The organism is Nocardioides oleivorans (genome assembly GCF_004137255.1).
Lineage (GTDB): Bacteria > Actinomycetota > Actinomycetes > Propionibacteriales > Nocardioidaceae > Nocardioides > Nocardioides oleivorans.
In genome coordinates this window covers 2,417,069-2,440,385 of sequence record NZ_SDWT01000001.1, presented here as the reverse complement: position 1 = coordinate 2,440,385, position 23,317 = coordinate 2,417,069, and the positions used below count along the sequence as shown (strand labels likewise).

At 72.0% G+C, this 23,317-nt stretch carries 21 protein-coding genes and 1 tRNA gene; 6 read left to right on the top strand and 16 right to left on the bottom strand.

Features of this window, described 5'->3' with window-relative positions; all coding sequences use genetic code 11:
- Positions 1 to 39: 39 nt before the first annotated feature.
- Positions 40 to 390 carry a YchJ family protein gene (locus EUA93_RS11610; protein ID WP_420819067.1) on the top strand — a complete coding sequence of 117 codons (351 nt, stop codon included), beginning with the start codon at positions 40 to 42 and terminating at the stop codon, positions 388 to 390.
- On the opposite strand, the gene EUA93_RS11605 is transcribed toward EUA93_RS11610, so the two are convergent.
- The 5 genes from EUA93_RS11605 to EUA93_RS11585 form a co-directional block, all read right to left on the bottom strand.
- Positions 383 to 1,009 carry a YigZ family protein gene (locus EUA93_RS11605; RefSeq protein ID WP_129400280.1) on the bottom strand — a complete coding sequence of 209 codons (627 nt, stop codon included), beginning with the start codon at positions 1,007 to 1,009 and terminating at the stop codon, positions 383 to 385. The genes EUA93_RS11610 and EUA93_RS11605 overlap by 8 nt on opposite strands.
- Positions 1,006 to 2,013, bottom strand: a complete 1,008-nt coding sequence (locus tag EUA93_RS11600) for a YihY/virulence factor BrkB family protein (protein WP_242497332.1) — start codon at positions 2,011 to 2,013, stop codon at positions 1,006 to 1,008. Before EUA93_RS11600 ends, EUA93_RS11605 begins: the two co-directional genes overlap by 4 nt.
- A gap of 82 nt (positions 2,014 to 2,095) precedes the next feature.
- Positions 2,096 to 2,875, bottom strand: coding sequence for a TSUP family transporter (locus EUA93_RS11595; RefSeq protein ID WP_129400278.1), 780 nt, complete (start codon positions 2,873 to 2,875; stop codon positions 2,096 to 2,098).
- Position 2,876: 1 nt separating this feature from the next.
- Positions 2,877 to 3,341 (bottom strand): hypothetical protein, encoded by a 465-nt coding sequence (locus EUA93_RS11590; protein ID WP_129400277.1) that lies wholly within the window; start codon positions 3,339 to 3,341, stop codon positions 2,877 to 2,879.
- Positions 3,338 to 4,732: a cystathionine beta-synthase gene (locus EUA93_RS11585; RefSeq protein ID WP_129400276.1), complete on the bottom strand. Its 1,395-nt coding sequence runs from the start codon at positions 4,730 to 4,732 to the stop codon at positions 3,338 to 3,340. Before EUA93_RS11585 ends, EUA93_RS11590 begins: the two co-directional genes overlap by 4 nt.
- A 61-nt stretch (positions 4,733 to 4,793) precedes the next feature.
- Here EUA93_RS11585 and EUA93_RS11580 point away from each other — a divergent pair, with 61 nt between their 5' ends.
- A complete protein-coding gene (locus EUA93_RS11580) occupies positions 4,794 to 5,828 on the top strand; it encodes an SGNH/GDSL hydrolase family protein (protein WP_129400275.1) in 1,035 nt (344 codons plus the stop codon).
- 117 nt (positions 5,829 to 5,945) lie between these two features.
- Here EUA93_RS11580 and EUA93_RS11575 read toward each other — a convergent pair whose 3' ends face one another.
- Both EUA93_RS11575 and EUA93_RS11570 read right to left on the bottom strand, forming a co-directional pair.
- On the bottom strand, positions 5,946 to 6,809 hold the full coding sequence (locus EUA93_RS11575; protein ID WP_129400274.1) for a Bax inhibitor-1/YccA family protein: 864 nt from the start codon (positions 6,807 to 6,809) through the stop codon (positions 5,946 to 5,948).
- 229 nt (positions 6,810 to 7,038) lie between these two features.
- Positions 7,039 to 9,660: a lamin tail domain-containing protein gene (locus tag EUA93_RS11570; protein WP_165355138.1), complete on the bottom strand. Its 2,622-nt coding sequence runs from the start codon at positions 9,658 to 9,660 to the stop codon at positions 7,039 to 7,041.
- Between the two features lie 287 nt (positions 9,661 to 9,947).
- Here EUA93_RS11570 and EUA93_RS11565 point away from each other — a divergent pair, with 287 nt between their 5' ends.
- Complete coding sequence (locus EUA93_RS11565) at positions 9,948 to 11,885, top strand: elongation factor G (protein ID WP_165355137.1); 1,938 nt, start codon at positions 9,948 to 9,950, stop codon at positions 11,883 to 11,885.
- 3 nt (positions 11,886 to 11,888) lie between these two features.
- Here the strand turns inward: EUA93_RS11565 and EUA93_RS11560 are convergent.
- The 6 genes from EUA93_RS11560 to eno all read right to left on the bottom strand — a co-directional run bounded on the left by EUA93_RS11560 (position 11,889) and on the right by eno (position 16,302).
- Positions 11,889 to 11,962, bottom strand: a tRNA-Leu gene (locus EUA93_RS11560).
- Positions 11,963 to 11,971: 9 nt separating this feature from the next.
- Positions 11,972 to 12,802, bottom strand: coding sequence for a uracil-DNA glycosylase (locus EUA93_RS11555; protein ID WP_129400271.1), 831 nt, complete (start codon positions 12,800 to 12,802; stop codon positions 11,972 to 11,974).
- Positions 12,799 to 13,776: a Ppx/GppA phosphatase family protein gene (locus EUA93_RS11550; RefSeq protein ID WP_242497331.1), complete on the bottom strand. Its 978-nt coding sequence runs from the start codon at positions 13,774 to 13,776 to the stop codon at positions 12,799 to 12,801. The genes EUA93_RS11555 and EUA93_RS11550 overlap by 4 nt, the downstream gene beginning before the upstream one ends.
- Positions 13,777 to 13,780: 4 nt before the next feature.
- Positions 13,781 to 14,305 carry a DUF501 domain-containing protein gene (locus tag EUA93_RS11545; protein WP_165355187.1) on the bottom strand — a complete coding sequence of 175 codons (525 nt, stop codon included), beginning with the start codon at positions 14,303 to 14,305 and terminating at the stop codon, positions 13,781 to 13,783.
- A 50-nt stretch (positions 14,306 to 14,355) separates the two neighbouring features.
- Complete coding sequence (locus tag EUA93_RS22045; RefSeq protein WP_242497330.1) at positions 14,356 to 14,766, bottom strand: FtsB family cell division protein; 411 nt, start codon at positions 14,764 to 14,766, stop codon at positions 14,356 to 14,358.
- A 258-nt stretch (positions 14,767 to 15,024) separates the two neighbouring features.
- Complete coding sequence (gene eno, locus EUA93_RS11535; protein WP_129400268.1) at positions 15,025 to 16,302, bottom strand: phosphopyruvate hydratase; 1,278 nt, start codon at positions 16,300 to 16,302, stop codon at positions 15,025 to 15,027.
- A gap of 105 nt (positions 16,303 to 16,407) precedes the next feature.
- Between eno and EUA93_RS11530 the strand changes: the two genes are divergently transcribed.
- A complete protein-coding gene (locus tag EUA93_RS11530; protein ID WP_129400267.1) occupies positions 16,408 to 16,872 on the top strand; it encodes a helix-turn-helix domain-containing protein in 465 nt (154 codons plus the stop codon).
- Positions 16,873 to 16,874: 2 nt separating this feature from the next.
- Here EUA93_RS11530 and EUA93_RS11525 read toward each other — a convergent pair whose 3' ends face one another.
- Genes EUA93_RS11525 through mfd form a run of 3 tightly spaced genes read right to left on the bottom strand, consistent with a single transcriptional unit; the run spans position 16,875 to position 21,521 of the window.
- Positions 16,875 to 17,291 (bottom strand): MazG nucleotide pyrophosphohydrolase domain-containing protein, encoded by a 417-nt coding sequence (locus EUA93_RS11525; RefSeq protein WP_207208667.1) that lies wholly within the window; start codon positions 17,289 to 17,291, stop codon positions 16,875 to 16,877.
- Positions 17,292 to 17,298: 7 nt separating this feature from the next.
- Positions 17,299 to 17,979, bottom strand: a complete 681-nt coding sequence (locus tag EUA93_RS11520) for a hypothetical protein (protein ID WP_129400266.1) — start codon at positions 17,977 to 17,979, stop codon at positions 17,299 to 17,301.
- Between the two features lie 2 nt (positions 17,980 to 17,981).
- Positions 17,982 to 21,521 (bottom strand): transcription-repair coupling factor, encoded by a 3,540-nt coding sequence (gene mfd / locus EUA93_RS11515; RefSeq protein WP_242497438.1) that lies wholly within the window; start codon positions 21,519 to 21,521, stop codon positions 17,982 to 17,984.
- A gap of 313 nt (positions 21,522 to 21,834) precedes the next feature.
- On the opposite strand from mfd, the gene EUA93_RS21585 reads away from it, so the two are divergent.
- Together EUA93_RS21585 and EUA93_RS11505 are read left to right on the top strand one after the other, a co-directional pair.
- Complete coding sequence (locus tag EUA93_RS21585) at positions 21,835 to 22,512, top strand: hypothetical protein (RefSeq protein WP_165355136.1); 678 nt, start codon at positions 21,835 to 21,837, stop codon at positions 22,510 to 22,512.
- Positions 22,513 to 22,631: 119 nt separating this feature from the next.
- Positions 22,632 to 23,315: a hypothetical protein gene (locus EUA93_RS11505; protein ID WP_129400265.1), complete on the top strand. Its 684-nt coding sequence runs from the start codon at positions 22,632 to 22,634 to the stop codon at positions 23,313 to 23,315.
- Positions 23,316 to 23,317: the final 2 nt, after the last annotated feature.

The following is a 23,317-nucleotide window of genomic DNA, read 5'->3' as shown; positions in this document are numbered from 1 at the left end:
CCGGAGGCTAGCCATCGGGCAGCCGATAGCCTCGGCGGCGTGCTGACACCCTCCTGCCCGTGCGGGACCGGAGCGTCGTACGACGCCTGCTGCGGACCGCTGCTGGCCAACCGTGAGCAGGCCTCCTCGCCCGAGCGGCTGATGCGCTCGCGCTACACGGCCCACGTCGTGGGCGACGGCAACCACCTGTTCCGGACCTGGCACCCGCGGACCCGCCCCGACGACGTCACGCCCGACCCGGCGACCCGCTGGACCGGGCTCGAGGTCGTCGCGGCCGAGGGCGACACCGTCGAGTTCGTGGCGTCGTGGGAGGGCGGCTCGATGCACGAGGTCAGCCGGTTCGAGCAGCGCGCCGGGCGCTGGGTCTACGTCGACGGCGACGTCACCTGAGGTCGACCCAGCGCTCGCCGACCGGCGCGGGCCCGGCGAGGCCGCCCGTCGCGGCGGCGACGATCTCGCCGACCCGGTCCACCTCCGAGGCAGGTGCGGCGAGGAGCAGCCGGACGCGGGCGTCGTACGACACCTCGAGGACGCTCACCCCGCGCGAGCGGAGCTCTCCCTCGACCCGGCCGGCGTCGGCGTGGTCCAGCTCGAGCGCCAGCTCGGTGAGCAGCGACCGGCGGAGCGTGCCGGCCTCGGCGAGGGCGGCACGGACGGCGTCGCCGTAGGCACGGACCAGTCCCCCGGCCCCGAGCAGCGTCCCGCCGAACCACCGCGTCACGACGGCCGCGACGTCGCTCACCCCGGCGCCGCGCAGCACGTCGAGCATCGGGGCCCCGGCCGTGCCGGCAGGCTCGCCGTCGTCGGACGAGCGCTGCACCTCGCCACGCGGGCCGATGACGAAGGCCGAGCAGTGGTGCCGCGCGTCGGGGTGCGCGCGGCGCAGGGCGGCGACCAGGGCTCGCGCCTCGTCCTCGTCGGCGACCCGACGCACGGTCCCGAGGAAGCGGGACCCGCGGTCCTCGACCTCGCCGGTCGCGGCGCGCGCCACGGTGGCGTACGACGTCACGCCGGCTTGTGGTCCTCGACGGGCTCGGGCGAGGGCTGCTCTGCCGGCGACTCCGCCTCCGCGGCCTTGATCTCGACGGGGCTCGGCTCCCACACGACCGACACCTTCTCGAAGCCCTTGTGCCGCTGCATGCCGGCGTAGAGGGCGTAGGCCCTGCGGTCGGCGTCGGTGAGCTCGATGTTGTCGGTGAACGGTGTCAGCAGCGCGCGCGGCCACAGCCTGCGCGCGGCGACGACGTTGACCTCCATCGCCAGCACGGCCATGACCGCGCCGATCCAGAGGAAGCCGATCAGACCGAGGACGAGCCCGAAGGTCTTGGTCATCGAGGAGGTGTCGACCAGCACGTTGTCGACGTAGGCCGCGCCACCGATCTGGAGCACCTGCCACATGATCGCGAGCGCGTAGCCGCCGGGGGCCGCGCGCCAGAACGAGTGCTGGCCGGTCGCGGCGAAGCGGAACAGCAGGGTCAGGAACGTGCCGACGACGGCCACCGCGATGAGCGGGAGGAAGGTCTTGAGGCCGTCGGCGACGAACGAGCCGAACACGTCGGTGCTGCTGGCCAGCGTCGTCACGACGGTGACCGCCAGCAGCGAGAAGCCGGCGGTGACGAGCAGGATGAGCGTCTTGACCCGCGCGTAGATCGGGTTCGGCCGGCTGTTGCGCGGCACGGACCAGGCGACGTGCTGGGTGTTCTGCAGGGCCTGGCCCAGTCCCATCGCGCCGTAGAGCGCGGCGAGCGCACCGAACACGACACCGGCCACCGACCCCTGCAGGCCCTCGGGGCGTCCGAGCTCGTCGCCGATGATCGGGAACTGCGAGAGCGCCGAGTTGAGGATCTGCTCCTGCCACTGCGGCTCGCCGCGGAGGAAGAGGCCCAGGATCGAGGTGCCGAGCAGCATCAGCGGAAAGATCGCGACGAAGGCGTAGTAGGTCAGCGCCGAGGCGAGGTAGGGGCCCTGGTCGTCGAAGTACTTGTAGATGACTGCGAGCGGGAAACCGAGCACGGAATGACGGCGCTGGAACCTGTCGACTCCCGAGACCGCTCCCACGAGAGGGAAGGCTACCGGTCGCGACAGCCTGGACCTGTCACCACCAGCCGATCAGGCCTCCGCCGATGCGGACCACGAACCCGGAGACCACCACGAGGAAGAACGCCCGCACGAACTTCGCGCCGCGCGCCATCGCGAGCCGGGCGCCGAGGTAGCCCCCGGCGATGTTGGCTGCCGCCATCACCAGCGCGAGCGGCCAGATCACGGCGCCCTGCGGGATGAAGACGATCAGCGCGGCGAGGTTGGTCGCCCAGTTGGCGAGCTTGGCCTTCGCCGAGGCCTCGAGGAAGTTGTAGCCGAGCAGGCCGACGAGCGCGAAGACCAGGAACGACCCGGTGCCCGGGCCGATGGACCCGTCGTAGAAGCCGATCGTGAGGCCGGTCAGCACTACGGCCGTCAGGTGCTGTCCTCCCTGGAACCGCAGCCGGGTCAGCTCGCCGACGCTCGGCCGGAACCAGACGTAGCCGCCGACGAGCACCAGGACCCCCAGGATGATCGGGTCGAACGCGCTGCGCGGCAGCAGCGAGGCGACCAGCGCGCCACCCGCCGACCCGAGGCCGGCGGCGAGCATCAGCGGCAGGAACGTGCGCGGGTCGGGACGGATGCGCCGGACGTACGTCGCTGCGCTGATGCTGGTGCCGCAGAACGAGGCCAGCTTGTTGGTGGCCGCGATCTGCACGACCGAGGCGCCGGGCAGGCCGATGAGGAGTGCGGGGAGCTGGACCAGTCCCCCGCCGCCGACGACGGCGTCGACGAAGCCCGCGACGAGCGCGGCGAGGACCAGGAAGGCGACGACCTCGAGGGACAGGTCGGCCACGTCAGCTGGAGCTGGAGCCGTCGTCGCGGACGTACTCCTGCACCACCACGGCGTCGTAGTCGTCGGGCATCGTGGCGCTCAGGCCCGGGCACTCGAACTGCTGCGACTGGTCCTTGACCATCGTCGCCGCCGAGCAGCTGATCGTCGCGACGGGCTCGCTGTCGGCGGAGAAGACCATCTCGAAGATCGCCGCCCGCTCCTCGTCGAGGGTGTTGGTGATCGTGCCCTTCACCGACGGCGTGGTGACGGTGTCACCGTTGACGGAGCGGTCGATGCCCTCGAGCGTCCACCCGTCGTCGACGGTGAAGCCGTCCCAGGAGAAGGCCGAGCCGACCTCGACCTCGACCGGGTCGGAGCTGGTGTCGACGTCGTCGCCGCCGCAGGCGCTCAGCCCGAGGCAGGCGAGCACGACCAGGGCCGTGGCGAGGCCCCTCGCCCGACGGACCAGCGTGGTGCCGCCGCTCACGAGGCCGCCACGAAGGTCAGCAGGTCCTGGCGGGTGAGCACGCCGATGGGCTTGCCGTCCTCGTGCACGAGGACCGCGTCGGCCTTCTCGAGCAGCGTCACCGCGTCGGCGGCCGCCTCGGTGGAGCCGATGGTCGGCATGGCCGGCGACATGTGGTCCTCGACCGGGTCGTTGAGCTTCGCCGTGCCGGCGAAGAGCGCGTCGAGGAGCGTCGAGACCGACACCGAGCCCGCGACCTCGGCAGCCACGATCGGCGGCTCGGCCCGGACGACAGGCATCTGGCTGACGCCGTACTCCTGGAAGATGTGGACGGCCTCGGCGATGGTCTCGCTCGGGTGCGTGTGGACCAGGTCCGGCAGCTGCCCGGACTTGCCGCGCAGCACCTCCCCGACCGTGCGGTGGTCGGCCTGCGCGCCGGTGGCGAAGCCGTACTGGCCGAGCCACTCGTCGTTGAAGACCTTGGTGAGGTAGCCGCGACCGGAGTCGGGCAGCAGCACGACGACGACGGCGTCGGTCCGGCCGGCCTCGGTCAGCTCGTGGGCGAGCTGGCGCGCCGCGAAGGCCGCCATCCCGGCCGAGCCCCCGACGAGCATCGCCTCCTCGCGGGCGAGGCGGCGGGTGAAGGCGAAGGAGTCGGCGTCGGAGACCTCGATGACGCGGTCGGCCACGGAGCGGTCGTAGGTGTCGGGCCAGAAGTCCTCACCGACGCCCTCGACGAGGTAGGGGCGACCGGTGCCGCCGGAGTAGACCGAGCCGGCCGGGTCGGCGCCGATGACCTGCACGTCGGGGTTCTGCTCCTTGAGGTAGCGCCCGACGCCGCTGATGGTGCCGCCGGTGCCCATGCCGGTGACGAAGTGGGTGATCCTCCCCTCCGTCTGCGCCCAGATCTCCGGACCGGTGGTCTCGTAGTGGGAGCGCGGGTTGTGGGGGTTGGAGTACTGGTCGGGCTTCCAGGCGCCGGGCTGCTTCGAGAGCCGGTCGCTCACGTTGTAGTAGGAGTCGGGGTGCTCGGGCGCGACGGCGGTCGGGCACACGACGACCTCGGCGCCGTAGGCCTTGAGCACGTTGCGCTTGTCCTCGCTGACCTTGTCGGGGCACACGAAGATGCATTTGTAGCCCTTCTGCTGGGCCACCATCGCGAGGCCGACGCCGGTGTTGCCGGAGGTCGGCTCGACGATCGTGCCGCCGGGCTGGAGCTCCCCCGAGGCCTCGGCGGCCTCGATCATCCGGCTGGCGATGCGGTCCTTCACGGACCCGCCGGGGTTGAGGTACTCCACCTTCGCCAGGACCAGCGGACCGTCTGCTGCGGTCTCCGGGAGGTCCAGCGTCCGGCCCAGCCGGACGAGCGGGGTGTTGCCGATGAGGTCGAGGAGCGAGTTCACGTACTGCACCCGGCCAATGTACCGACCTCGGGCTCCGTCACCTGCAACGCCGCTGGGTACCCTCAGGGGCGTGGGGGCAACAGGAGCAGCACGCAAGCTGGCATCGGCCGCTGCGCTCGGCGGGGGCGGGCTCTCCGTCGTCGGCGCCGGCCTCTACGGGCTGCTGGTCGCCGAGGCCAAGGTGGCCCGCAAGGCGATCGGCAACGCCGAGGACATCCCGCCCGACGCGACCGGCTGGTACGGCCGCGGCCGGCCCGCGCCGGCGATCCGGATCGCCCTGCTCGGCGACTCCAGCGCCGCGGGCTACGGAGTCGACCGGGTCGAGGAGACGCCCGGCGCCCAGCTGGCCAGCGGCCTCGCCCACCAGGCCGACCGTCGCGTCCACCTGCGCTCCTTCGCCGTGGTCGGCGCCCAGTCGAGCGCGCTGGCCGAGCAGGTGGACCACGCACTGACCACCCACCCCGACCTCGCCGTCGTGCTCATCGGCGCCAACGACGTCACCCACTCCGTGCTGCCCTCCGCGTCGGTGCGGCACCTCGCAGAAGGTGTACGCCGCCTGCGCGAGGAGGGCGTCGTCGTGGTCGTCGGCACGTGCCCCGACCTCGGCACGATCCGGCCGATCCCGCCGCCGCTGAAGCAGGTGGCGCGCGAGTGGTCGCGCCGGCTCGCGGCCGCGCAGACCATCACGGTCGTCGAGAACGGCGGTCGCTCGGTCTCGCTCGGCGACATCCTCGGGCCCGAGTTCTACGCCGCCCCCGCGTTGCTCTTCGGGCCCGACCGCTTCCACCCGTCCGCCGACGGCTACAAGCAGCTCGCCTCGGTGCTCGTCCCGTCGTGCCTGGCCGCGCTCGACCTGCTGCCCGACGACGAGGTGATGCCCGAGCCGCTGCGGCGCGAGGGCATCCTGCCGGTCGCGGCCGCCGCCGTACGTGCCGCGCGCACGCCCGGCACCGAGGTAGACGGCACGGAGGTCGGCGGCAACCAGCGCGGCCTCCGCGGCCGCTGGGTCGAGCTCCGGCACCGCCGTCGCCGCCCCTCGACCGACGCCGAGTCGCCGGGCGAGCACGAGGACCACGAGTCCGTCGACGCTGCGGGCGGTGAGTGAGCCACCTCCCGGGCATCCGGAAGGTGGCTCACTCACCGCTCGGGCAACCGGCAGAAATGACGCCGGCCCGCCCGAGTGCGACTCGGGCGGGCCGGCGGAGCTGTGCGGGGCGGACGGTCAGTCGCCACGCATGATCGCGAGGATCCGGAGCAGGTTGGTGTAGATCCAGACCAGGCTGACGGTCAGGCCGAAGGCCGCCCGCCACGACTCGCGCTCCGGGAGACCGGCGGTGACGCCGTTCTCGACGAAGTCGAAGTCGAGGATCAGCATGAAGACACCGAGCACCAGGCCGGCGACGGCGAAGAGGAGGCCGAGGCCGCCCATGCCGAAGAGGCCGGTGTTGATGCCGAAGAAGCTCAGCACCAGCGACATCAGGCCGAGGCCCACCATGCCGAACATGCCGGCGACGACGCCGCGGCGGAACTTGTCGCCCACCTTGATGTTGAGGAACTTGTAGGCGGCCAGGGTGCCGACGAAGGCGGCGAAGGTGCCGAGCACGGCCTGCGTGACCACGCCGGGGTAGGCCGCGTCGAAGTACTTGCTGATCGCACCGAGCGCGACACCCTCGGCGAGGGCGAAGGCCATCACCAGGGCGGGGCTGATGACCCGCTTGAAGGAGTTGACCAGCGACAGCAGGAACGCGCCACCGGCGCCCACCACGGACAGCATCTGCGCCTTGGCGAGTGCGTCGTTGTCGACGAAGTTGTCGACGACCACGTCACCGATCCACCACCAGGTGGCGAAGGCGGCGACGAAGACGAGGGCGATGGAGATGGCGGTCTTCTGGACCACCGAGTCGATCGTCATGCGACCCCGGTCGACCTGGCCGGGCGTGCCGGTGCCCCAGGTGGAGGGGTCGGTGGTGTCGCCGTAGCCCGGGTAGGCCGCGCCGCCACCGGCGTAGGTCTGGTTTCCGTAGGTGTTCGACGAGGCGCGGTTGAACTCCTCGGAACGGGCGAAAACGGGGTTGTTGCTCTTCATGGTCTCTCCTTGGAGGCCACCTCCGGAAGATCCGGAGAGTGCGACGCCGTCGCGGTGACGACGCCTGGTGCGTCACTCCACTCTAGCCGGGGTGACACCTGATCAAACGTGCCCGGGCGGGTCGCTGTTCCCGACACAGCAACTTCTCAGGTTGCCTGCTACCAAAGGTGGAGAGGCGCGCCGCCACCGCTCCGCCCGGGGTAGCAGTCGGAGCGGTGGCGGCGGGCGTTCAGGCGGTGATGATCGCCTTGACGGTGGTCGTGGACCGCCGGGTGTCGGCGTCGCCGAGGTACTTCAGCCAGACGGTCTTCGTCCCGGCCCGGTTGAAGCGCGGCAGCCTGATCGCCGCCTCGCCCCTGGTGAGCCGCACCTTGAAGGAGCCCTTCGTGCCCTTCACCTTCACCTTCACCAGGCCCGTGGCCGCTCCGTCACCGGACGCGATCGTGAGCCGGACCCGGACCCGCTCGCCCACGCTCCCGCGCACCGTGGCCCTCGACACGCTGGCCTCGGCCGGCTGCTTGCCGGCCGGGGTCGGCGCGAGGGTCGGCACCGGGACCGGCGCAGGCGTCGGGGTCGGGGCGGGAGTCGGGGTCGGCGCCGGGGTCGGCGTCGGGTCCGGGCTCGGGGTGGTCGGGTCGGTGGCGCGCGGCGAGCACGGGACGGTGCCCGAGCGCAGCGAGTGGCTGTCGGTGTCGCCGTCGTCGCTCCACACGACCTCCTTGCGCCCGTTGGCGCAGGACGCCTGCGGGGCGAAGGCAATGCCCTCGTTGTTGAGGTTGGGCATCGTGGTCGGGCGGTCGTAGGCGTGGGTCACGCCGAGCTCACCGCCCGTCAGGTCCATCGCCACGGACACGCCGTCGCAGCTGTCGTCGCAGAGGACGCGCAGCTGGGTGGTCTCCGGGTCCCAGGCCACGTCCATGGCCGACGGGGTGCCGGCCCTGGTCATCAGCCCGGGGTCGATCGTGGCGACCAGGTGGGCCGACTCCTGCACGGCCGCGGTCTGCTCCAGCGCGACGACGTACACCAGGCCGGTGCCCTCGACGGCGACGGCGTACAGGCCACTGCCGTGGTTCGGGTAGTCAGCGGGTGAGTAGGCCTTGCCCGTGGCCTGGTCGAGGAAGCCGCCGGCGGTGAGCGCGCCGTCCGGGATCCAGGTGATCCCCTCGAGGCCGAGGTTGGCGCCGAGTGTCGGGAGCAGGCCGTTGAGGTTCCACTCGTCGGTCGCCCGAAGCGGATCAGCGCTGGTCGACGAGCCCGGCACGTAGCGCAGCACGGTGTTCCTGCTGACTCCGCTGACGTCGTTGTTGCGCTCGGCGGCGAGGTAGACCGCACCGTCCGGGCCGATCGTGATGCCCTCGGTGTCGGGTGCGCCGGTGCCGTCGACGTAGCGCGGGTTCCGGCCACCGGACCAGCCGGTGGCGGGCTCCCACGTGGCGCCGTTCTTCGTCATCTTCCAGAGCGTGCCGGCCTTGTTCTGCGCGACCCACAGGGTCTTCCCGGTCGGGTCGGCCGGGTCGAAGACCACGCCGCTGGCGTCCTGGACGAACGTCGCGGCGAGGTCGGAGGTCACGACCTGCTGCGAGCCGAACCACGGCTCAGTCTCGAGGCCGGGACAGTCGTTGGCCGCACCCTTGGTGGCCGAGGCGCTGGTGGTGAAGGCACCCACGCCGTCGGCGCAGCGGGCGTAGGTCGGCACGCCGTGGGCGGTCCAGGAGTAGGAGTCGATCAGCTTCGCGGTGGGATCGAAGAGCCGCACCGAGTCGGCCGAGCCGAGGCCGGGGAGGGTGCCCTCGACGACGAGGCGCCCGTTCGCGGGCACGGTGCCGCTCAGGGTCGCCGGGTTCTCGTCGGTGCTGTCCTTGACCACCCAGCCGGTGACGTCGACGGGCGCGGTGGAGAGGTTGACCAGCTCGACCCAGTCCGGGTTCGGGTTCGAGCTGATCTCGTTGACCCGGATCGGGCTGCACGCGTTGGCCGCGCCGCGGGTCGGGACCGTGGTGACCTGCCAGGTGCCGGTGCCGTCGGGGCAGCGGCCGTACGTCGTCGCGGCGTGGCCGCCTGACCAGCTGTGCTCGTCGACCTTCGAGGTGCCGTCGGCGCGGTAGAGCGTGATCGTGTCGTCGACGCCCAGCCCGAAGCCAGGCGGCGGGGTCTCGGTGTAGATCGCGACGTAGGCGCCCGGCTGGATGACGGTGCCGGCCGGGATCGTGACGAACGGGTTGGTGGCGCCGGCGTCCTTGAGCTTCCAGCCGGACACGTCGGCGGGCGTGGCGCCGACGTTGGTGAGCTCGACCCAGTCGGCGACGGTGTCACCGTTGGACTCGACCTCGTTGAGGCGGACGTCCATCGGGTCGAAGCCCGACGGGCAGGAGTTGGCCGCGCCGGGGGTCAGGGCCGAGGTCTGCACGAACGCACCGGTGCCGTCGGGGCAGCGGCCCCACGAGGTGGTCGCGTGCGCCGGGTAGGTGTGCGCGTCGACGAGCGTCGTGCCGTCCGCGAGGAACACCCGGGCGTCGTCGCCGTTGCCGAGGCCGAAGCCACCGAGCGGGTTGGTGGTGTCGTCGACGTCGAAGGAGACGAAGCCACCGGCGGGCAGCGTCGTACCCGCGGGAATCCGGTAGCGCTTGGCGCTGTTGTCGGCCAGCACCCAGCTCGAGAGGTCCACGTCGGCGGTGCCGATGTTGGTGAGCTCGATGAAGTCGGTGCCGTTGGAGTTGATCTCGTTGACCTTCACGTCCGTCAGCGCGACCGCGACGGCGGGGCTCGAGGCGTACGTCGCCAGGGCGCCGGCGGAGACGGCGAGCGCGAGGCCCGCCCGGAGGAGCCGCCGGCTCAGGGAGTGGTGCGTCATCAGGGGGTGGATCCTTCGCTCGGGAGGATGATCGAGCGAACTCAAGCCGGGACCGGGGAATGGATCGGCGCACACCGACGAACGCCGGATGAACAGTGCGCCTCGTGGAGGCGCCGACGCCCTCGCCCGGCGCCACCGGGCCCGGCGCAAATCCGTTGCCGGAGCAGGCCGGAGGTGCCTACGGTGGGTGGGCCGGAAGCGCCGGCACCCTCGAGATCCCGAGAGAGGCACCGAGATGCGAGCAACGCACGCACCCGTCCGCATCCACCTCCTCGAAGGGACCTCGCGTGCAGCCACGCTCGCTCAACCTGGGCATCCTCGCCCACGTCGACGCCGGTAAGACCACCCTCACCGAACGTCTCCTCCACCACTGCGGGGTCATCGACCGCCCCGGGTCCGTGGACGCCGGCACGACGCAGACCGACAGCCTCGACCTCGAACGACGTCGCGGCATCACCATCAAGTCCGCCGTGGTGGCGCTCCCGCTCGACGGGCTCGTCGTCAACGTGATCGACACCCCTGGGCACCCCGACTTCGTCGCCGAGGTCGAGCGCGTCCTCGGCGTGCTCGACGGCGCCGTGCTGGTGCTCTCAGCCGTCGAAGGCGTGCAGCCCCAGACCCGGATCCTGATGCGAGCCTTGCAGCGGCTGAAGGTGCCGACCCTGCTGTTCGTGAACAAGGTCGACCGGGTGGGTGCCGACCTGGACGCGGTGCTCGCCGCGGTGCGGACCAGGCTCACCCCGGCGGTGCTGCCCATGGGCACGACCCGCGCGACGGGATCGCGTGGCGCGGAGTTCGTCGCCTTCCCGCCGGACGACGCCGCGTTCCTCGAGCGGGAGGCGGTCGCGCTCGCGGAGCACGACGACGACCTGCTCGCGGCCTACGTGGACGGCCGCGCCCGCACGGCTGCGGAGCTCGTGGGCTCGGTCGCGGACCAGACGGGTGCGTGCCGGTTGCATCCCGTCTTCGCGGGGTCCGCGGCCACCGGGGCCGGGATCGCCGAGCTGGTGGCGGGCATCGCCTCGCTCCTGCCCACTGCCACCCCCGATCCCGGCGGGCCGGCCTCGGGCCGGGCGTTCAAGGTCGACCGCGGCGCAGCGGGCGAGAAGGTCGCCTACGTGCGGATGTTCTCCGGGGCGCTCCGGGTCCGCCAGCGGCTCGAGCTCGCCGGCGACCGGACCGGCAAGGTCGCGAGCATCGAGCTCTTCCGCGACGGCCACTGGGAGCGCGCCGACGAGGTCGGTGCGGGCCAGGTCGCGCGGCTGCTCGGCCTGACCGCAGTCCGCGTGGGCGACGGCTTCGGCACGTCGGCCCGCGCAGAGGAACACCACTTCCCGCCGCCGACCCTGGAGGCGTCCGTCGAGGCCTGCGCCGTCGAGCAGCGCACCGCGCTGCGCGTCGCGCTGGCGCAGCTCGCCGACCAGGACCCGCTCATCGCAGCTCGCACCGACGTGGCCGGGCACCCGACCCTCTCGCTCTACGGGCGCGTGCAGCAGGAGGTCATCGCCTCGACACTGGCGGAGGAGCACGGCATCGAGGTGGAGTTCTCCGAGGCAAGCGTGCTGCACGTCGAGCGGCCGCGCCGGGCCGGAGCGGCCGTCGAGCGCTTCAACACCCCGTCCAACCCCTACTGGGCCACGATCGGGATCCGCATCACGCCGGCGGAGCCCGGCAGCGGGGTCGCCCTGGACCTCGAGTGCCCGCTGCGCGACCTGCCGCTGTTCCTCTTCGGGTCGGTCGAGCACTTCACGTCGGTCATGCGGCAACACGTCTCGCGCGCGCTCGAGCGCGGTCCCTCGGGTTGGGAGGTCACCGACTGCCGGGTGGCGCTCGTCGAGGTCGGCTACGCGTCCTGGGACGGGCCGCCGTCCCAGCGTGGCCCGGTGCCCACCGCGCTGGACTTCCGCAAGCTGACGCCCCTCGTCGTGGGCCAGGCGCTCGCCCGTGCGACGACCCGGGTCTGCGAGCCGGTGCTGCGCGTCGACCTCGAGGTGCCGACCCGGGTCGCCCCGCAGCTGCAACAGCTCCTCGGCCGCTGGGGCACGGAGATCACCGGCCAGACCGCGTTCGGCGACCTCACCCGTCTCGAGGCGCGGGTCGTGGCGACGCGGCTGCACGACCTCCAGCACCGGCTCCCGGACCTGACCGGCGGCGAAGGGGTGCTGGACGCACGCTTCGACGGCTACCAGCCGGTCCGCGGGCGCGGGCCTGTTCGGCGGGGGTGAGGGTGCCCCGGCTGGGGTTCGAACCCAGACTGCGCGGTTTTTAAGACCGCTTCCTCTACCGGTTGGGATACCGGGGCCGTCGGGGCTCAGTCTGTCAGCGACGTCTCGGTCACCCGTCGGGCCCGCTCGAAGACCGCATCGGTCATCTCCGCCGTCAGCCGTCCGGTGTAGGTGTTGTGCGGCGAGGGGTGGTAGCACCCGATCAGCGTCACGTCGCCGAGCGTGACCTCGGCGGCGTGGGCGAACTTCGGCTTCCGCGCCGGAGCGGGAGCCCCGGCCGCGACGAGCGAGCGGATCGCGCCGTCCCAGCCGAACGACCCGAGCGCGACCACGGCGCGCACGGTCGGCAGCAGCGCGAGCTCCGCGGCGATCCACGGCGCGCAGGTGTCGCGCTCCGCGGGCGTGGGCTTGTTGTCCGGCGGCGCGCACCGCACGGTCGCGACCATCCGCGCGTCGAGGAGCTGCTGCCCGTCGCCGGCGTGCTCGCTGGTCGGCTGGCTGGCCCACCCGGTGCGGTGCAGGCTGGCGAAGAGCCAGTCCGCGCTCGGGTCACCGGTGAAGATCCGTCCGGTCCGGTTGCCGCCGTTGGCGGCCGGCGCGAGGCCGACGACCAGCAGGGTCGGCTCAGGGTCGCCCCAGCCCGCGATCGGCCGGCCCCAGTAGGGCTGGTCGGCGAAGGAGGCACGCTTGTCGCGGGCGACGTCCTCGCGCCAGGTGACCAGCCGGTCGCACGCCGCGCACACGCTCACCCGGGCGGTCAGCTCGTCGAGGGTGTCGGCGCGCGCGAGTCGTCGTACGCCAGCGGGGGTGCGGGCGACGGGCGTGTCCGGGGAAGCCGGGTCGTCCGGCCAACCGGTCCCGGGCGCCACCGGGCTCGCGAACGAGCCCCCGACGACCGGGTGCGGCAGGAGCGTCACGGCTCGATCGCCGCGGCCATGCCGTGCAGGATGTCGGCCTCGGAGACGAGGTGGTCGGGCACCGGCACGCGCGCCAGGATCCGGCTCCAGATCAGGGCTCCCGCGTCGATCACGTCGGCGCGGCCGGGGTGCATGTAGGGCAGCGCGCGCCGCTCCTCGACCGTCATCGCGACCAGGCGGTCGACGAAGCCGGCGGTCGTGGCGTTGGACAGCACGGCGCGGTCGAACCCGTCGCGGTCGTAGGCCCCGAGGTCGAGCACCCCGCAGGCGAGGGTCTTGATGGTGCCGGAGGTGCCGATCACCGTGCGCGTGCGCTCGAGGGGTACGTCGGAGGCGTCGAGGTGCGCGTCGATGTCGACCACGCAGGCGGCGACCTCCGCCGCGGTCGGCGGGTCGCTGTGGAGGTGGCGCTCGTGGAGCCGGACGGACCCGATGTCCATCGACACCGACTGCCGCTCCTCGCCCTCCCCCAGCACCAGCTCGGTGGACCCGCCGCCGATGTCGACGACGAGCACCGGCTCGGGCGGCATCGGGACCTGCGCTGCGATGGCACCGGCGTACACCAGCGCCGCCTCCTCGTCGCCGGAGAGCACCTCGGGCTCGATGCCGAGCCGACGGCGTACGCCGTCACGGAAGACGTCGGCGTTGCTCGCGTCGCGGGTGGCCGAGGTCGCGCAGAAGCGGACGTGGGCGGGCGGGACCTCGTGGCTGCGGATGATCCCGGCCAGCTCGTCGATCGCCGCGAACGTGCGGTCGAGGGCCTCGTCGGCGAGCACCCCGGTCCGGTCCACGCCCTGGCCCAGCCGGACGACCCGGGACTCGCGCACGAGGACGTCGAGGGTGCCGTCGTCACGGCGCCGGCCGATCAGCACCTTGATCGAGTTCGTGCCGCAGTCGATGGCCGCGACCGGGCTCGCCATGGTGCTCGGGCTGGTGCTCGGGCTGGTGCTCGGACCGGTGCTCGGGGTGCTCATACGGTCACGGTGCCTGGTCGTCGGGCGCGGCGTCGACGGAGACGCAGGGACCCTTCGCCCACCAGTCCCCGATGCGGTCGAGCACCTCGTCGCCGAGCGGGTTCACCCCGCGGCCCATGGCCAGGGACTGGCCGGCCAGCACGTGGAGGCACTTGACGCGGTCGGGCATGCCGCCGGCGCTGATGCCCTCGATCTCGGGGACGTCGAGCCCGGCGCGCTCGCCGATCTCGGCGCGCGCCTCGAGGTAGCGCTCGTGGGCGGCGCGGTAGGCCGCGGCGAGGTCGTCGTCGGTGGCGAGGCGGTCCTGCATCTCCTTCATCACGTGGTTGCCCTCGAGGGTGCCGATGCGCGACGCGGCCCGCGGACAGGTGAGGTAGTAGGTCGTCGGGAAGGGCGTCCCGTTGGGCAGGCGCGGCTCGGTCGCGACGACGTCGGGGTTGCCGCACGGACAGCGGTGGCCGATCGAGTCGATGCCACGCGGGCGCCGCTTGAGCTGCGCGCGGATCGCGGCCTCGTCGGCGGCGTCGATGCGGGGGTTGTCGCGGGGGTCGTCGCGGGGGGTCTCGCGCGGTGTCTCGTTCACTGCTTCTTCGTGCCGTCGACCAGGTCGGCCGGCTGCTCCTCGGGTGGTGGTGGATTTCCGGCGAGCTCCACCGACTCCCACACGCCGGTCCACCACGCCTTGGGCACGGTCTTGATCACGTCGTCGGGGTCGTTGAGGCTCGCCTGGGCCTCGAGCGGCTTGCCGTCGGGGCCGATGACCTCGAAGCCGGACTCGCCGGGCATCAGGTAGCCGAACCGCTCGCGCGCCTGCGCCTTGACGTAGGCCGGGTCGTCCCAGCGCTTCTTCTCGCGCTCGAGGTCGTTGATGCTGGCCTCGCGCTCGGCGATCTGGACCTTCAGGTCGCCGATGTGCGCGCGCTGCTGGAGGTAGGCCCGCAGCGACGACGCGTAGGACACCGTCAGCACGGCCAGCACCAGCACGAGCACGGCGGCCCGGCCGGTGAAGCGGGGACGGCGCGCAGCACTCCTCGGGGAGGCAGGACGTGCCCGGAGGTCGGGACCCGTCGCGGTGTCTCGCGAGGAGGCGCCGGCCGGGGAGAGCGGCGTACGCGTCGTGGTGCTGCGCGGCCGTGGGCCGCGATCACCTGGACGCGTCGTGCTGCTCTGCCTCGGTCCGCGCGCTCCACCGCCGGGCCCACCCCGAGGAGTACGGCGCTGGGAAGGCATGGCTCCCAGTGTGCCTGCTCAGCCCTTGAAACGCGGGAAGGCGCCCCGTCCGGCGTAGCGTGCCGCGTCGCCGAGCTCGTCCTCGATGCGGAGGAGCTGGTTGTACTTCGCGACGCGGTCCGAGCGGGCCGGCGCGCCGGTCTTGATCTGGCCGCAGTTGGTGGCGACCGCGAGGTCGGCGATCGTGGTGTCCTCGGTCTCGCCCGAGCGGTGGCTCATCATGTTGCGGAAGCCGCTGCGGTGGGCGAGCTCGACGGCGTCGAGGGTCTCCGAGAGCGAGCCGATCTGGTTGACCTTCACGAGCATCGCGTTGGCCTGGCCACCGTCGATGCCGCGCTGCAGGCGCTCGACGTTGGTGACGAAGAGGTCGTCGCCGACGATCTGGATCTTGTCGCCGAGGCTGTCGGTGATGGACCTCCAGCCGGCCCAGTCCTCCTCGTCGAGCGGGTCCTCGATGGAGACGATGGGGTAGGACGCGACGAGGTCTGCGTAGTAGGCGACCATGTCGTCGCTGCTGAGCTTCTTGCCCTCGAAGGTGTACTTGCCCTTGCTGAAGAACTCGCTGGCCGCGACGTCCATCGCCAGCGCGATGTCCTTGCCGAGCTTGAAGCCGGCGGCCTTGACGGCCTCCGCGATCAGGTCGAGCGCGGCGCGGTTGCTCTCGAGGTCGGGGGCGAAGCCGCCCTCGTCGCCGAGGCCGGTGGAGAGGCCCTTCTTCTTCAGCACCGACTTCAGCGCGTGGTAGACCTCGGCGCCCTGCTGGAGCGCCTCGCCGAAGGTCGCCGCGCCGATCGGGGCGATCATGAACTCCTGCACGTCGACGTTGGAGTCGGCGTGGGAGCCGCCGTTGAGGATGTTCATCATCGGCACGGGCAGCAGGTGGGCGTTGGGGCCGCCGACGTAGCGGAACAGCGGCAGGCCGGAGGACTCCGCGGCGGCCTTCGCGGTCGCGAGCGAGACACCGAGGATGGCGTTGGCGCCGAGCTTGGCCTTGTTGGGCGTGCCGTCGAGGTCGAGCATGACCTGGTCGACGAGCCGCTGGTCGTCGGCGTCGAGGCCGACGACCGCGCCGGCGATCGTGTCGATCACGCCGTCGACGGCCTTCGTGACGCCCTTGCCGAGGTAGCGCTTGCCGCCGTCGCGCAGCTCCACGGCCTCGAAGGCACCGGTCGACGCGCCGCTGGGGACCGCCGCTCGGCCGAACGCGCCGTCCTCGAGAAGTACTTCCACCTCGACGGTGGGGTTGCCGCGCGAATCGAGGATTTCGCGGGCGCCGACTGCAGCGATGATCGACATGACAAGGAGCTCCTGAACAGGGACGACTGGGGGTCGAGCGCCAGCCTAGTCACGTGGGCCGCGGACGTCGCCGGTGTGTCCGTGGGCGCCGCTACCGTCGGGCGGGTGCTGCCTCCCGAGCCCGGACCCGCCGACCACCTGAGGGCGTACGTCGACCGCGCGACGGCGAGCGCCCGCGACCCGGCGGGCGACCCGGCGGCGACACGTGTGCGGGTCGCGATGGCGGGCGAGTCGCCCGAGAGGTTCCGCGACCGGCTCGTGCTCGAGCGGGCGGCCTGGCTGGCCCGCGAGACCGGGCGGCCGCTCCGCGACATCGCGGCCGAGTGCGGCTTCCGCGGTTACGACGTCTTCGTCCGCGCGTTCCGCCGCGAGCTCGGGGCGTCGCCGTCGCAGTGGCGCGCCGACCCGACGATGTGGGAGGTCGACGCCCCCGGAGAGGTGCACTTCCACCCGCCCGACGGGATCCGGCTGCCGGCGCGCACCTCGCACGACGACACGCCGTCGGTGTCCGCGGCCTACGTGACGGCGTACTCAGCCGACCCGACGGTCGTGCCCCTCGATGACGTCTGAGGTCAGGGCGCTGCGTTCTTCTCGGCGGCCTTGGCCGCGTTCCACAGCTCCATCACCTCGGCGACCGTGCTGGCCGTCGCGTCGCCGAAGACGTGCGGGTTGCGGCGCTCCATCTTGGCGATCACGCCGCGCGCCACGTCGTCGAGCGTGAACTCGCCCGCCTCCTCGGCGATGACGGCGTGGATCACCACCTGGAGCAGCAGGTCGCCCAGCTCGTCGCACAGCGCCGCAGGATCGCCCGACTCGATGGCCTCGACGACCTCCTCGGCCTCCTCGCGCACGTAGGGGATGAGCGAGGTGTGGGTCTGCTCGCGCTTCCAGAGGCACTCGCGCTGGAGCAGCCGCATCTGGTCGGCGAACGCCTCCAGCTGCGACTCGCCCCGGGGAGCAGGAGAGGGAGGGGGCGTGGGGGCCGGCATGGACCGGTCAGCCGCAGCGCTGGGTCAGCGGGAGCGTGGCGGAGTAGGACGCGTCCGGCTCGGTGCTGAGGCCGGACTTCGCGACGTCGCTCACCGCGAACGAGGTGTTCGTGTCGACCGGGGTCAGCACGCCGTCGACGCTCTCGAGGCCGTAGCGCGGGTCGATCTCGACCCCGTTGGCGTCGGGCCACTGGTTGAACGCGTCGGCGCCGGCCTGGGTGACCTCCTCCTCGGTCGGGTCGGTGACGCCCTGCTCGTCGAGGATGATCGCGCCGACCTGGTTGACGATGTCGGTCGCGAGCGCGTTGGCGGTGTTGAGCTCGAGGTAGGTGTCCTGCACGTCCTCGGGCATGGTCGCCGTGGTGCCGCGGGCCTGCGCGACCGCGTTCTCGTAGCTCGAGCCGGGCTCGATGCCGTAGTCGTCGGCGACCTGCATCGCCTGCGCCCGCAGGGTCAGCAGCTGCACGGTCCCCTGGCGGATGAAACCCATCGGCAGCTCGGTGCCGCTGGAGGCGAACTGGTCGCCCAGCGCCGTGCACATCTCCTCCGCGGTCTGGTCGACCTGGCGGACCGTGAGCTCCTCGTCGCCGACCCTGGCCGCGATGCCGGGGGCGGCACTGCCGCAGCCGGTCAGCAGGAGCCCGGCCACGACTGTCGTCGCGGCCGCCATCAGGCGAGGCTTGGTCACGGTCACTCCTTGCTCGAGGCGGCAGGGACGGCGGGAGCCGGTGCCGCAATGATGTCGTCGATCACACCGCGGGCCCATTCAAGCAGGGCCACGCCCGAGACCGGGTGCACGGGGAAGCCGGTGCCCTGCGGGCGCGGCACGAGGATCGTGCTGACCGGGGCCTTGACGACGCTGCGCGGGTGGAGCCGGTTGAGCCGTACGACGCGCGACTCGGGGAGGTCGACCGGCGCGAACCTGACGTACTTGCCGGCCACCGTCACCTCGCCCACGCCGACCTGGCGGCAGCGCGCGCGGAACCGCGCCACGATCAGCAGCGAGTCGACCGCCTCGGGCGGGTTGCCGTAGCGGTCGACGAGCTCGGCGCGGACCTCGTCGACGTCGTCGTCGGTGCGCACCTCGGCCAGGCGCTTGTAGATCTCGAGGCGCAGCCGCTCGCTCGGGATGTAGTCGTGCGGCAGGTGCGCGTCGACGGGCAGCTCGATGCGGACCTCGGCGGCCACCTCGTCCTCGCCGCCGCCCTTGAAGTCGGCCACCGCCTCGCCGACGAGGCGGACGTAGAGGTCGAAGCCGACGTCGGCGATGTGGCCGGACTGCTCACCGCCGAGCAGGTTGCCCGCGCCGCGGATCTCGAGGTCCTTCATCGCGATCGCCATGCCACCGCCGAGGTCGGAGTGCTGGGCCAGCGTCGCGAGGCGCTCGTGGGCGGTCTCGGTGAGCGGCTTCTCGGCCGGGTAGAGGAAGTAGGCGTAGGCCCGCTCGCGGGAGCGGCCGACGCGACCGCGCAGCTGGTGCAGCTGCGAGAGGCCGAGGGTGTCGGAGCGCTCGATGATCATGGTGTTGGCGTTGGACACGTCGAGGCCGGACTCGACGATCGTGGTGCACACGAGCACGTCGAAGCGCTTCTCCCAGAAGTCGAGCATCACCTGCTCGAGGGCGTGCTCGCCCATCTGGCCGTGCGCCGTCGCGACCCGCGCCTCGGGCACCAGCTCGCGGATCCGGGCGGCGGCCTTCTCGATCGACTGCACCCGGTTGTGGATGTAGAAGACCTGGCCCTCGCGCAGCAGCTCACGTCGCACGGCCGCGATCACCTGGCGGTCCTCGTAGGCGCCGACGTAGGTCAGGACCGGGTGCCGCTCCTCCGGCGGGGTGGTGATCGTGGACATCTCGCGGATGCCGGTCACCGCCATCTCGAGCGTGCGCGGGATCGGCGTCGCGCTCATCGAGAGCACGTCGACCGACGTGCGCATCCGCTTCATCTGCTCCTTGTGCTCGACACCGAAGCGCTGCTCCTCGTCGACGATGATCAGGCCGAGGTCCTTCATCCTGATCTCGGGGTTGAGCAGGCGGTGGGTGCCGACCACGATGTCGACCGAGCCGTCGGTGATGCCGGCGATGACCTCCTTGGCCTCCTTGTCGGTCTGGAACCGCGAGAGCCCCTTGATCACGACCGGGAAGCCCGACATCCGCTCGGCGAACGTCGACATGTGCTGGGTCACCAGCAGCGTCGTCGGCACCAGCACGGCGACCTGCTTGCCGTCCTGGACGGCCTTGAACGCCGCCCGGACCGCGATCTCGGTCTTGCCGTAGCCGACGTCGCCGCAGACCAGGCGGTCCATCGGCACCACCCGGCGCATGTCGGCCTTCACCTCGTCGACCGTCGTCAGCTGGTCGGCGGTCTCGGTGAACGGGAAGGCGTCCTCGAGCTCGCGCTGCCAGGGCGTGTCGGGGCCGTAGGCGTGGCCCTTGGTCGCCTGGCGGGCGGCGTACAGCTTGATCAGCTCGGCCGCGATCTCGCGCACCGCGCGGCGCGCCTTGTTCTTGCGCTTGGTCCAGTCGCCGCCGCCGAGCCGGTCGAGGCTGGGGTTCTCGCCGCCGACGTAGCGGGTGACCTGGTCGAGGGTGTCGGCCGGGACGTAGAGCATGTCGTTGGGCCCACCGCGCTTGCTGGGGCCGTACTCCAGGACGAGGTACTCGCGGACCGCGCCGCTGATCTCGCGCTGCCTCATCTCCACGAAGCGACCGACGCCGTGCTGCTCGTGCACGACGTAGTCGCCGGCCGTGAGCTCGAGCGGGTCGATCTGGCGCTTGCGGCGTGCCGGCATCTTGCGCATGTCGCGGGTCGAGGCCTTCTGCCCGGACAGGTCGTCGCCGGTGACGATCGCGATCCGTGCCTCGTCGTCGACCAGCCCGTTGACGACGTGGCCGCAGGTCACCGTGACGACGCCGGCACCGGCCGGCTCGCCCTCCTCGACCAGCCGCGCGGCGATGTCGTTCTCGCCGAGGAGCTCGACGAAGCGCTGGGCCGGACCGTGTCCGGCGTGGACCACGACGACCTCGACACCGTCGGTGACCCAGCCGCGGATGTCGTCGACGGCCTTCTGGAGGTCGCCGCGGTAGGCCTCGGCCGGGTGGGTGGGCAGGCTGCGGCCCGGGACGCCTCCACCGTCGGACGTGTCCGGACCCGGCTCGTCGTCGGTGTCGATCCCGAAGGGGCTCACGGACCACCACGCGTGGCCGAGCCCGAGGGCGTGCAGCCGCACGTCGGCGATCTCGCGGTAGGACGCCGCGCCGAGGTCGATCGGCGCGGTGCCACCGCCGGCGGCCGCGGCCCACGACGCACCGAGGAACTCCTCGCTGGTCGCGACCAGGTCGTGGGCGCGGGTGCGTGCCCGCTCGGGGTCGAGCACCAGCACGGTCGTGCCGGCCGGGAGCAGGTCGACGAGCAGCTCCATCGAGTCGACGAGCGCGGGGGCGAGGGACTCCATGCCCTCGACGGCGATGCCGGCGGCCATCTTGTCGGTGAGCTCGAGCAGCTGCGGGTGCGCCTGGCCGAGCTCCGCGGCGCGACGGCGTACGTCCTCGGTGAGCAGCAGCTCGCGGCACGGCGGCGCCCAGAGCCGGTCGACCTTCTCCAGCGTGCGCTGGTCGGCGACCGAGAAGGCGCGGATCTCCTCCACGTCGTCGCCCCAGAACTCCACGCGCAGCGGGTGCTCCTCGGTGGGCGGGAAGACGTCGACGATGCCGCCGCGCACGGCGAACTCGCCGCGGCGCTCCACCATGTCGACGCGCGAGTACGCCGCCTCCGCCAGCCCGCGCACGACCTCCTCGAGCGGGCGCGAGGTGCCCGCCACGAGCTCGACCGGCTCGATGTCGGCCAGGCCCGGGACCTGCGGTTGGAGCAGGCTGCGGATCGGGGCGACGACGACCTGGAGCGGCCCGTTGCTGGCGTCGGTGCCGGGGTGTCGCAGCCGGCGCAGCACCGCCAGCCGACGGCCGACCGTGTCGCTGCGCGGGCTGAGCCGTTCGTGCGGGAGCGTCTCCCAGCTCGGGTAGTAGGCCACGGCGTCGGGGTCGACCAGGTCGGCCAGCTCCTCGACGAGGTCCTCGGCCTCCCGCGACGTCGCAGTGACGGCGAGCACGGTGCGACCGCGCTCGACGAGGCCGTGCACGACGAACGGGCGGACCGCGCCGGGACCGGTGAGGTCGAGGGAGCCCTGCACGGACGCGTCGGCCAGTGCGCCGCCCAGGGTGGGCGCCGACACGAGGCGTCCCGCGACGGCGGTCAGGGGTGTGGCGGCGGGGGTGGCAGGAGGTGTGGCAGGAGGTGTGGCGGGGGGTGTGGGGGACACCGGGGCTCCCTTCGAGAGCACGCAGAACGACCCCAGACGCCGGGCGCATGGGGGTGTTTGAGAGTCTACGTCTGCTGTCCGACAGCGGCGCACGAGGGAATCGACGGGGCGACTCACCGGAAGCGGGGGGTTTGTCCCGGACGTCCTGCGGGTAGCAAGGACATCAACGCCGAGTGCCTGGCACTCGACGACCCAAGACGTTCACCTGAGAGGAACACGGGGACACATGCGCATCAATCGTCTCGTCGCCGGCGCGGTCAGCGCCGGCCTGCTCGGCCTCACGCCGATCGCCATCGCTTCGCCCAGCAGCGCCACGGAGAACCTGACCGCCACGGTCACGGCCACTCCGAGCTCCACCGCCGTCACCTACGGTGACGACTTCTACGTCAGCGTCGACCTGGTGGGCTCCGACGGCCGCAGCGTGAGCTACGGCAACTCCACGCTCTTCGCCATGGAGGCCGGCTCGGCCGCGTGGGTCCCGGTCGCCACCGGCCAGTACGCCTCGAGCTCGTTCTACGACGTGAAGCCCAAGGCCAACACCGCCTACAAGGTCGTCTACAACGGCTACGCCGCCACCTCGACCTATCAGAACAACTACGCCGCCGCGGAGTCCGCGCCCTTCACCATCGGCGTCGCGCGCAACGTGTCGATCGACCAGGCGAAGGCCAAGCTCACCGTCAAGGGCAAGGTCAAGCCGGACTACAAGAAGAAGAAGGTCAAGATCACGATCAAGAAGGGCAAGAAGTACGTCAAGTACAAGACGATCAAGACGGACAAGAAGTCCAAGTTCCAGATCCGTCTCCCTGCCCCGCGTCGTGGCAACAAGCTCTACTTCAAGATCACCGTCCCCGGTGACTCGAAGTTCCTGGGCTACAGCGAGGTCTGGTACACCTACAGCTACTGAGCCACCCAGCTGCCACCGACGGCGCGTCGTCCACAACTTTGGACGGCGCGCCGTCGTCGTACGTCTGGCACAGTTTCGTCATCGGCCCGACCGACCCCCGACCGACAGGACCCCCGGACATGAGCACGACCACACGCCTCCTCGCCGGCGTGACCACCGCAGCGCTGATCGGTGTCGTCCCCGTCGCCCTGAGCGCACCCGCCCGTGCGGCCGAGCCCGAGACCACCTACACAGTGGCCGAGCCGAGCATGACGGCCGTGGAGTACGGCGGGTCCTTCGACGTGGCGGTGGACCTCGACAGCACGACCGGCTACTCCCCCACGGGTGGTACGACGACCCTGCAGGCGCTCCCGGCCGGTGCGTCGTCGTGGACGACGGTGGCCACCAGCAGCTCGCCGGGCAGCGACTTCTACGCCGTGGAGCCGGCGATGAACACGACCTACAAGGTCGTCTACTCCGGCTTCACCGCCTCCTCGTCGTCGGCCGACAGCTTCGCCGCCAGCGAGTCCACGGAGTTCCAGGTCAGCGTCAGGCGCCGGATCACCCACCCGTCGGGCGGGCTCCTCCTCAAGGGCAAGGTGACGCCGGGCTACGCCCGCAAGAAGGTCACCATCAAGGCGAGCCGGTCGAGGACCGGCTCCTACAAGGTCTACCAGCGGATCCGCACCGACGGCGCGGGCAAGTACCGCATCAAGCTGCCGGCCCGCGACGGCATCTGGTACTGGCAGGTCTCGGTGCGCGGCGACGCGCGCTGGGGGGGCAACAGCTACATCTGGCAGACCGAGGTCTTCCACCGCGGCTGACG

Bases quoted from the DNA above. Each gene is read 5' to 3' on its own strand.
- EUA93_RS11505 (WP_129400265.1), top strand. From the start codon at position 22,632: ATGAGCACGACCACACGCCTCCTCGCCGGCGTGACCACCGCAGCGCTG.
- EUA93_RS11525 (WP_207208667.1), bottom strand. From the start codon at position 17,291: ATGCCGGCCCCCACGCCCCCTCCCTCTCCTGCTCCCCGGGGCGAGTCG.
- EUA93_RS21585 (WP_165355136.1), top strand. From the start codon at position 21,835: ATGCGCATCAATCGTCTCGTCGCCGGCGCGGTCAGCGCCGGCCTGCTC.
- EUA93_RS11550 (WP_242497331.1), bottom strand. From the start codon at position 13,776: ATGAGCACCCCGAGCACCGGTCCGAGCACCAGCCCGAGCACCAGCCCG.
- eno (WP_129400268.1), bottom strand. From the start codon at position 16,302: ATGTCGATCATCGCTGCAGTCGGCGCCCGCGAAATCCTCGATTCGCGC.
- EUA93_RS11575 (WP_129400274.1), bottom strand. From the start codon at position 6,809: ATGAAGAGCAACAACCCCGTTTTCGCCCGTTCCGAGGAGTTCAACCGC.
- EUA93_RS11570 (WP_165355138.1), bottom strand. From the start codon at position 9,660: ATGACGCACCACTCCCTGAGCCGGCGGCTCCTCCGGGCGGGCCTCGCG.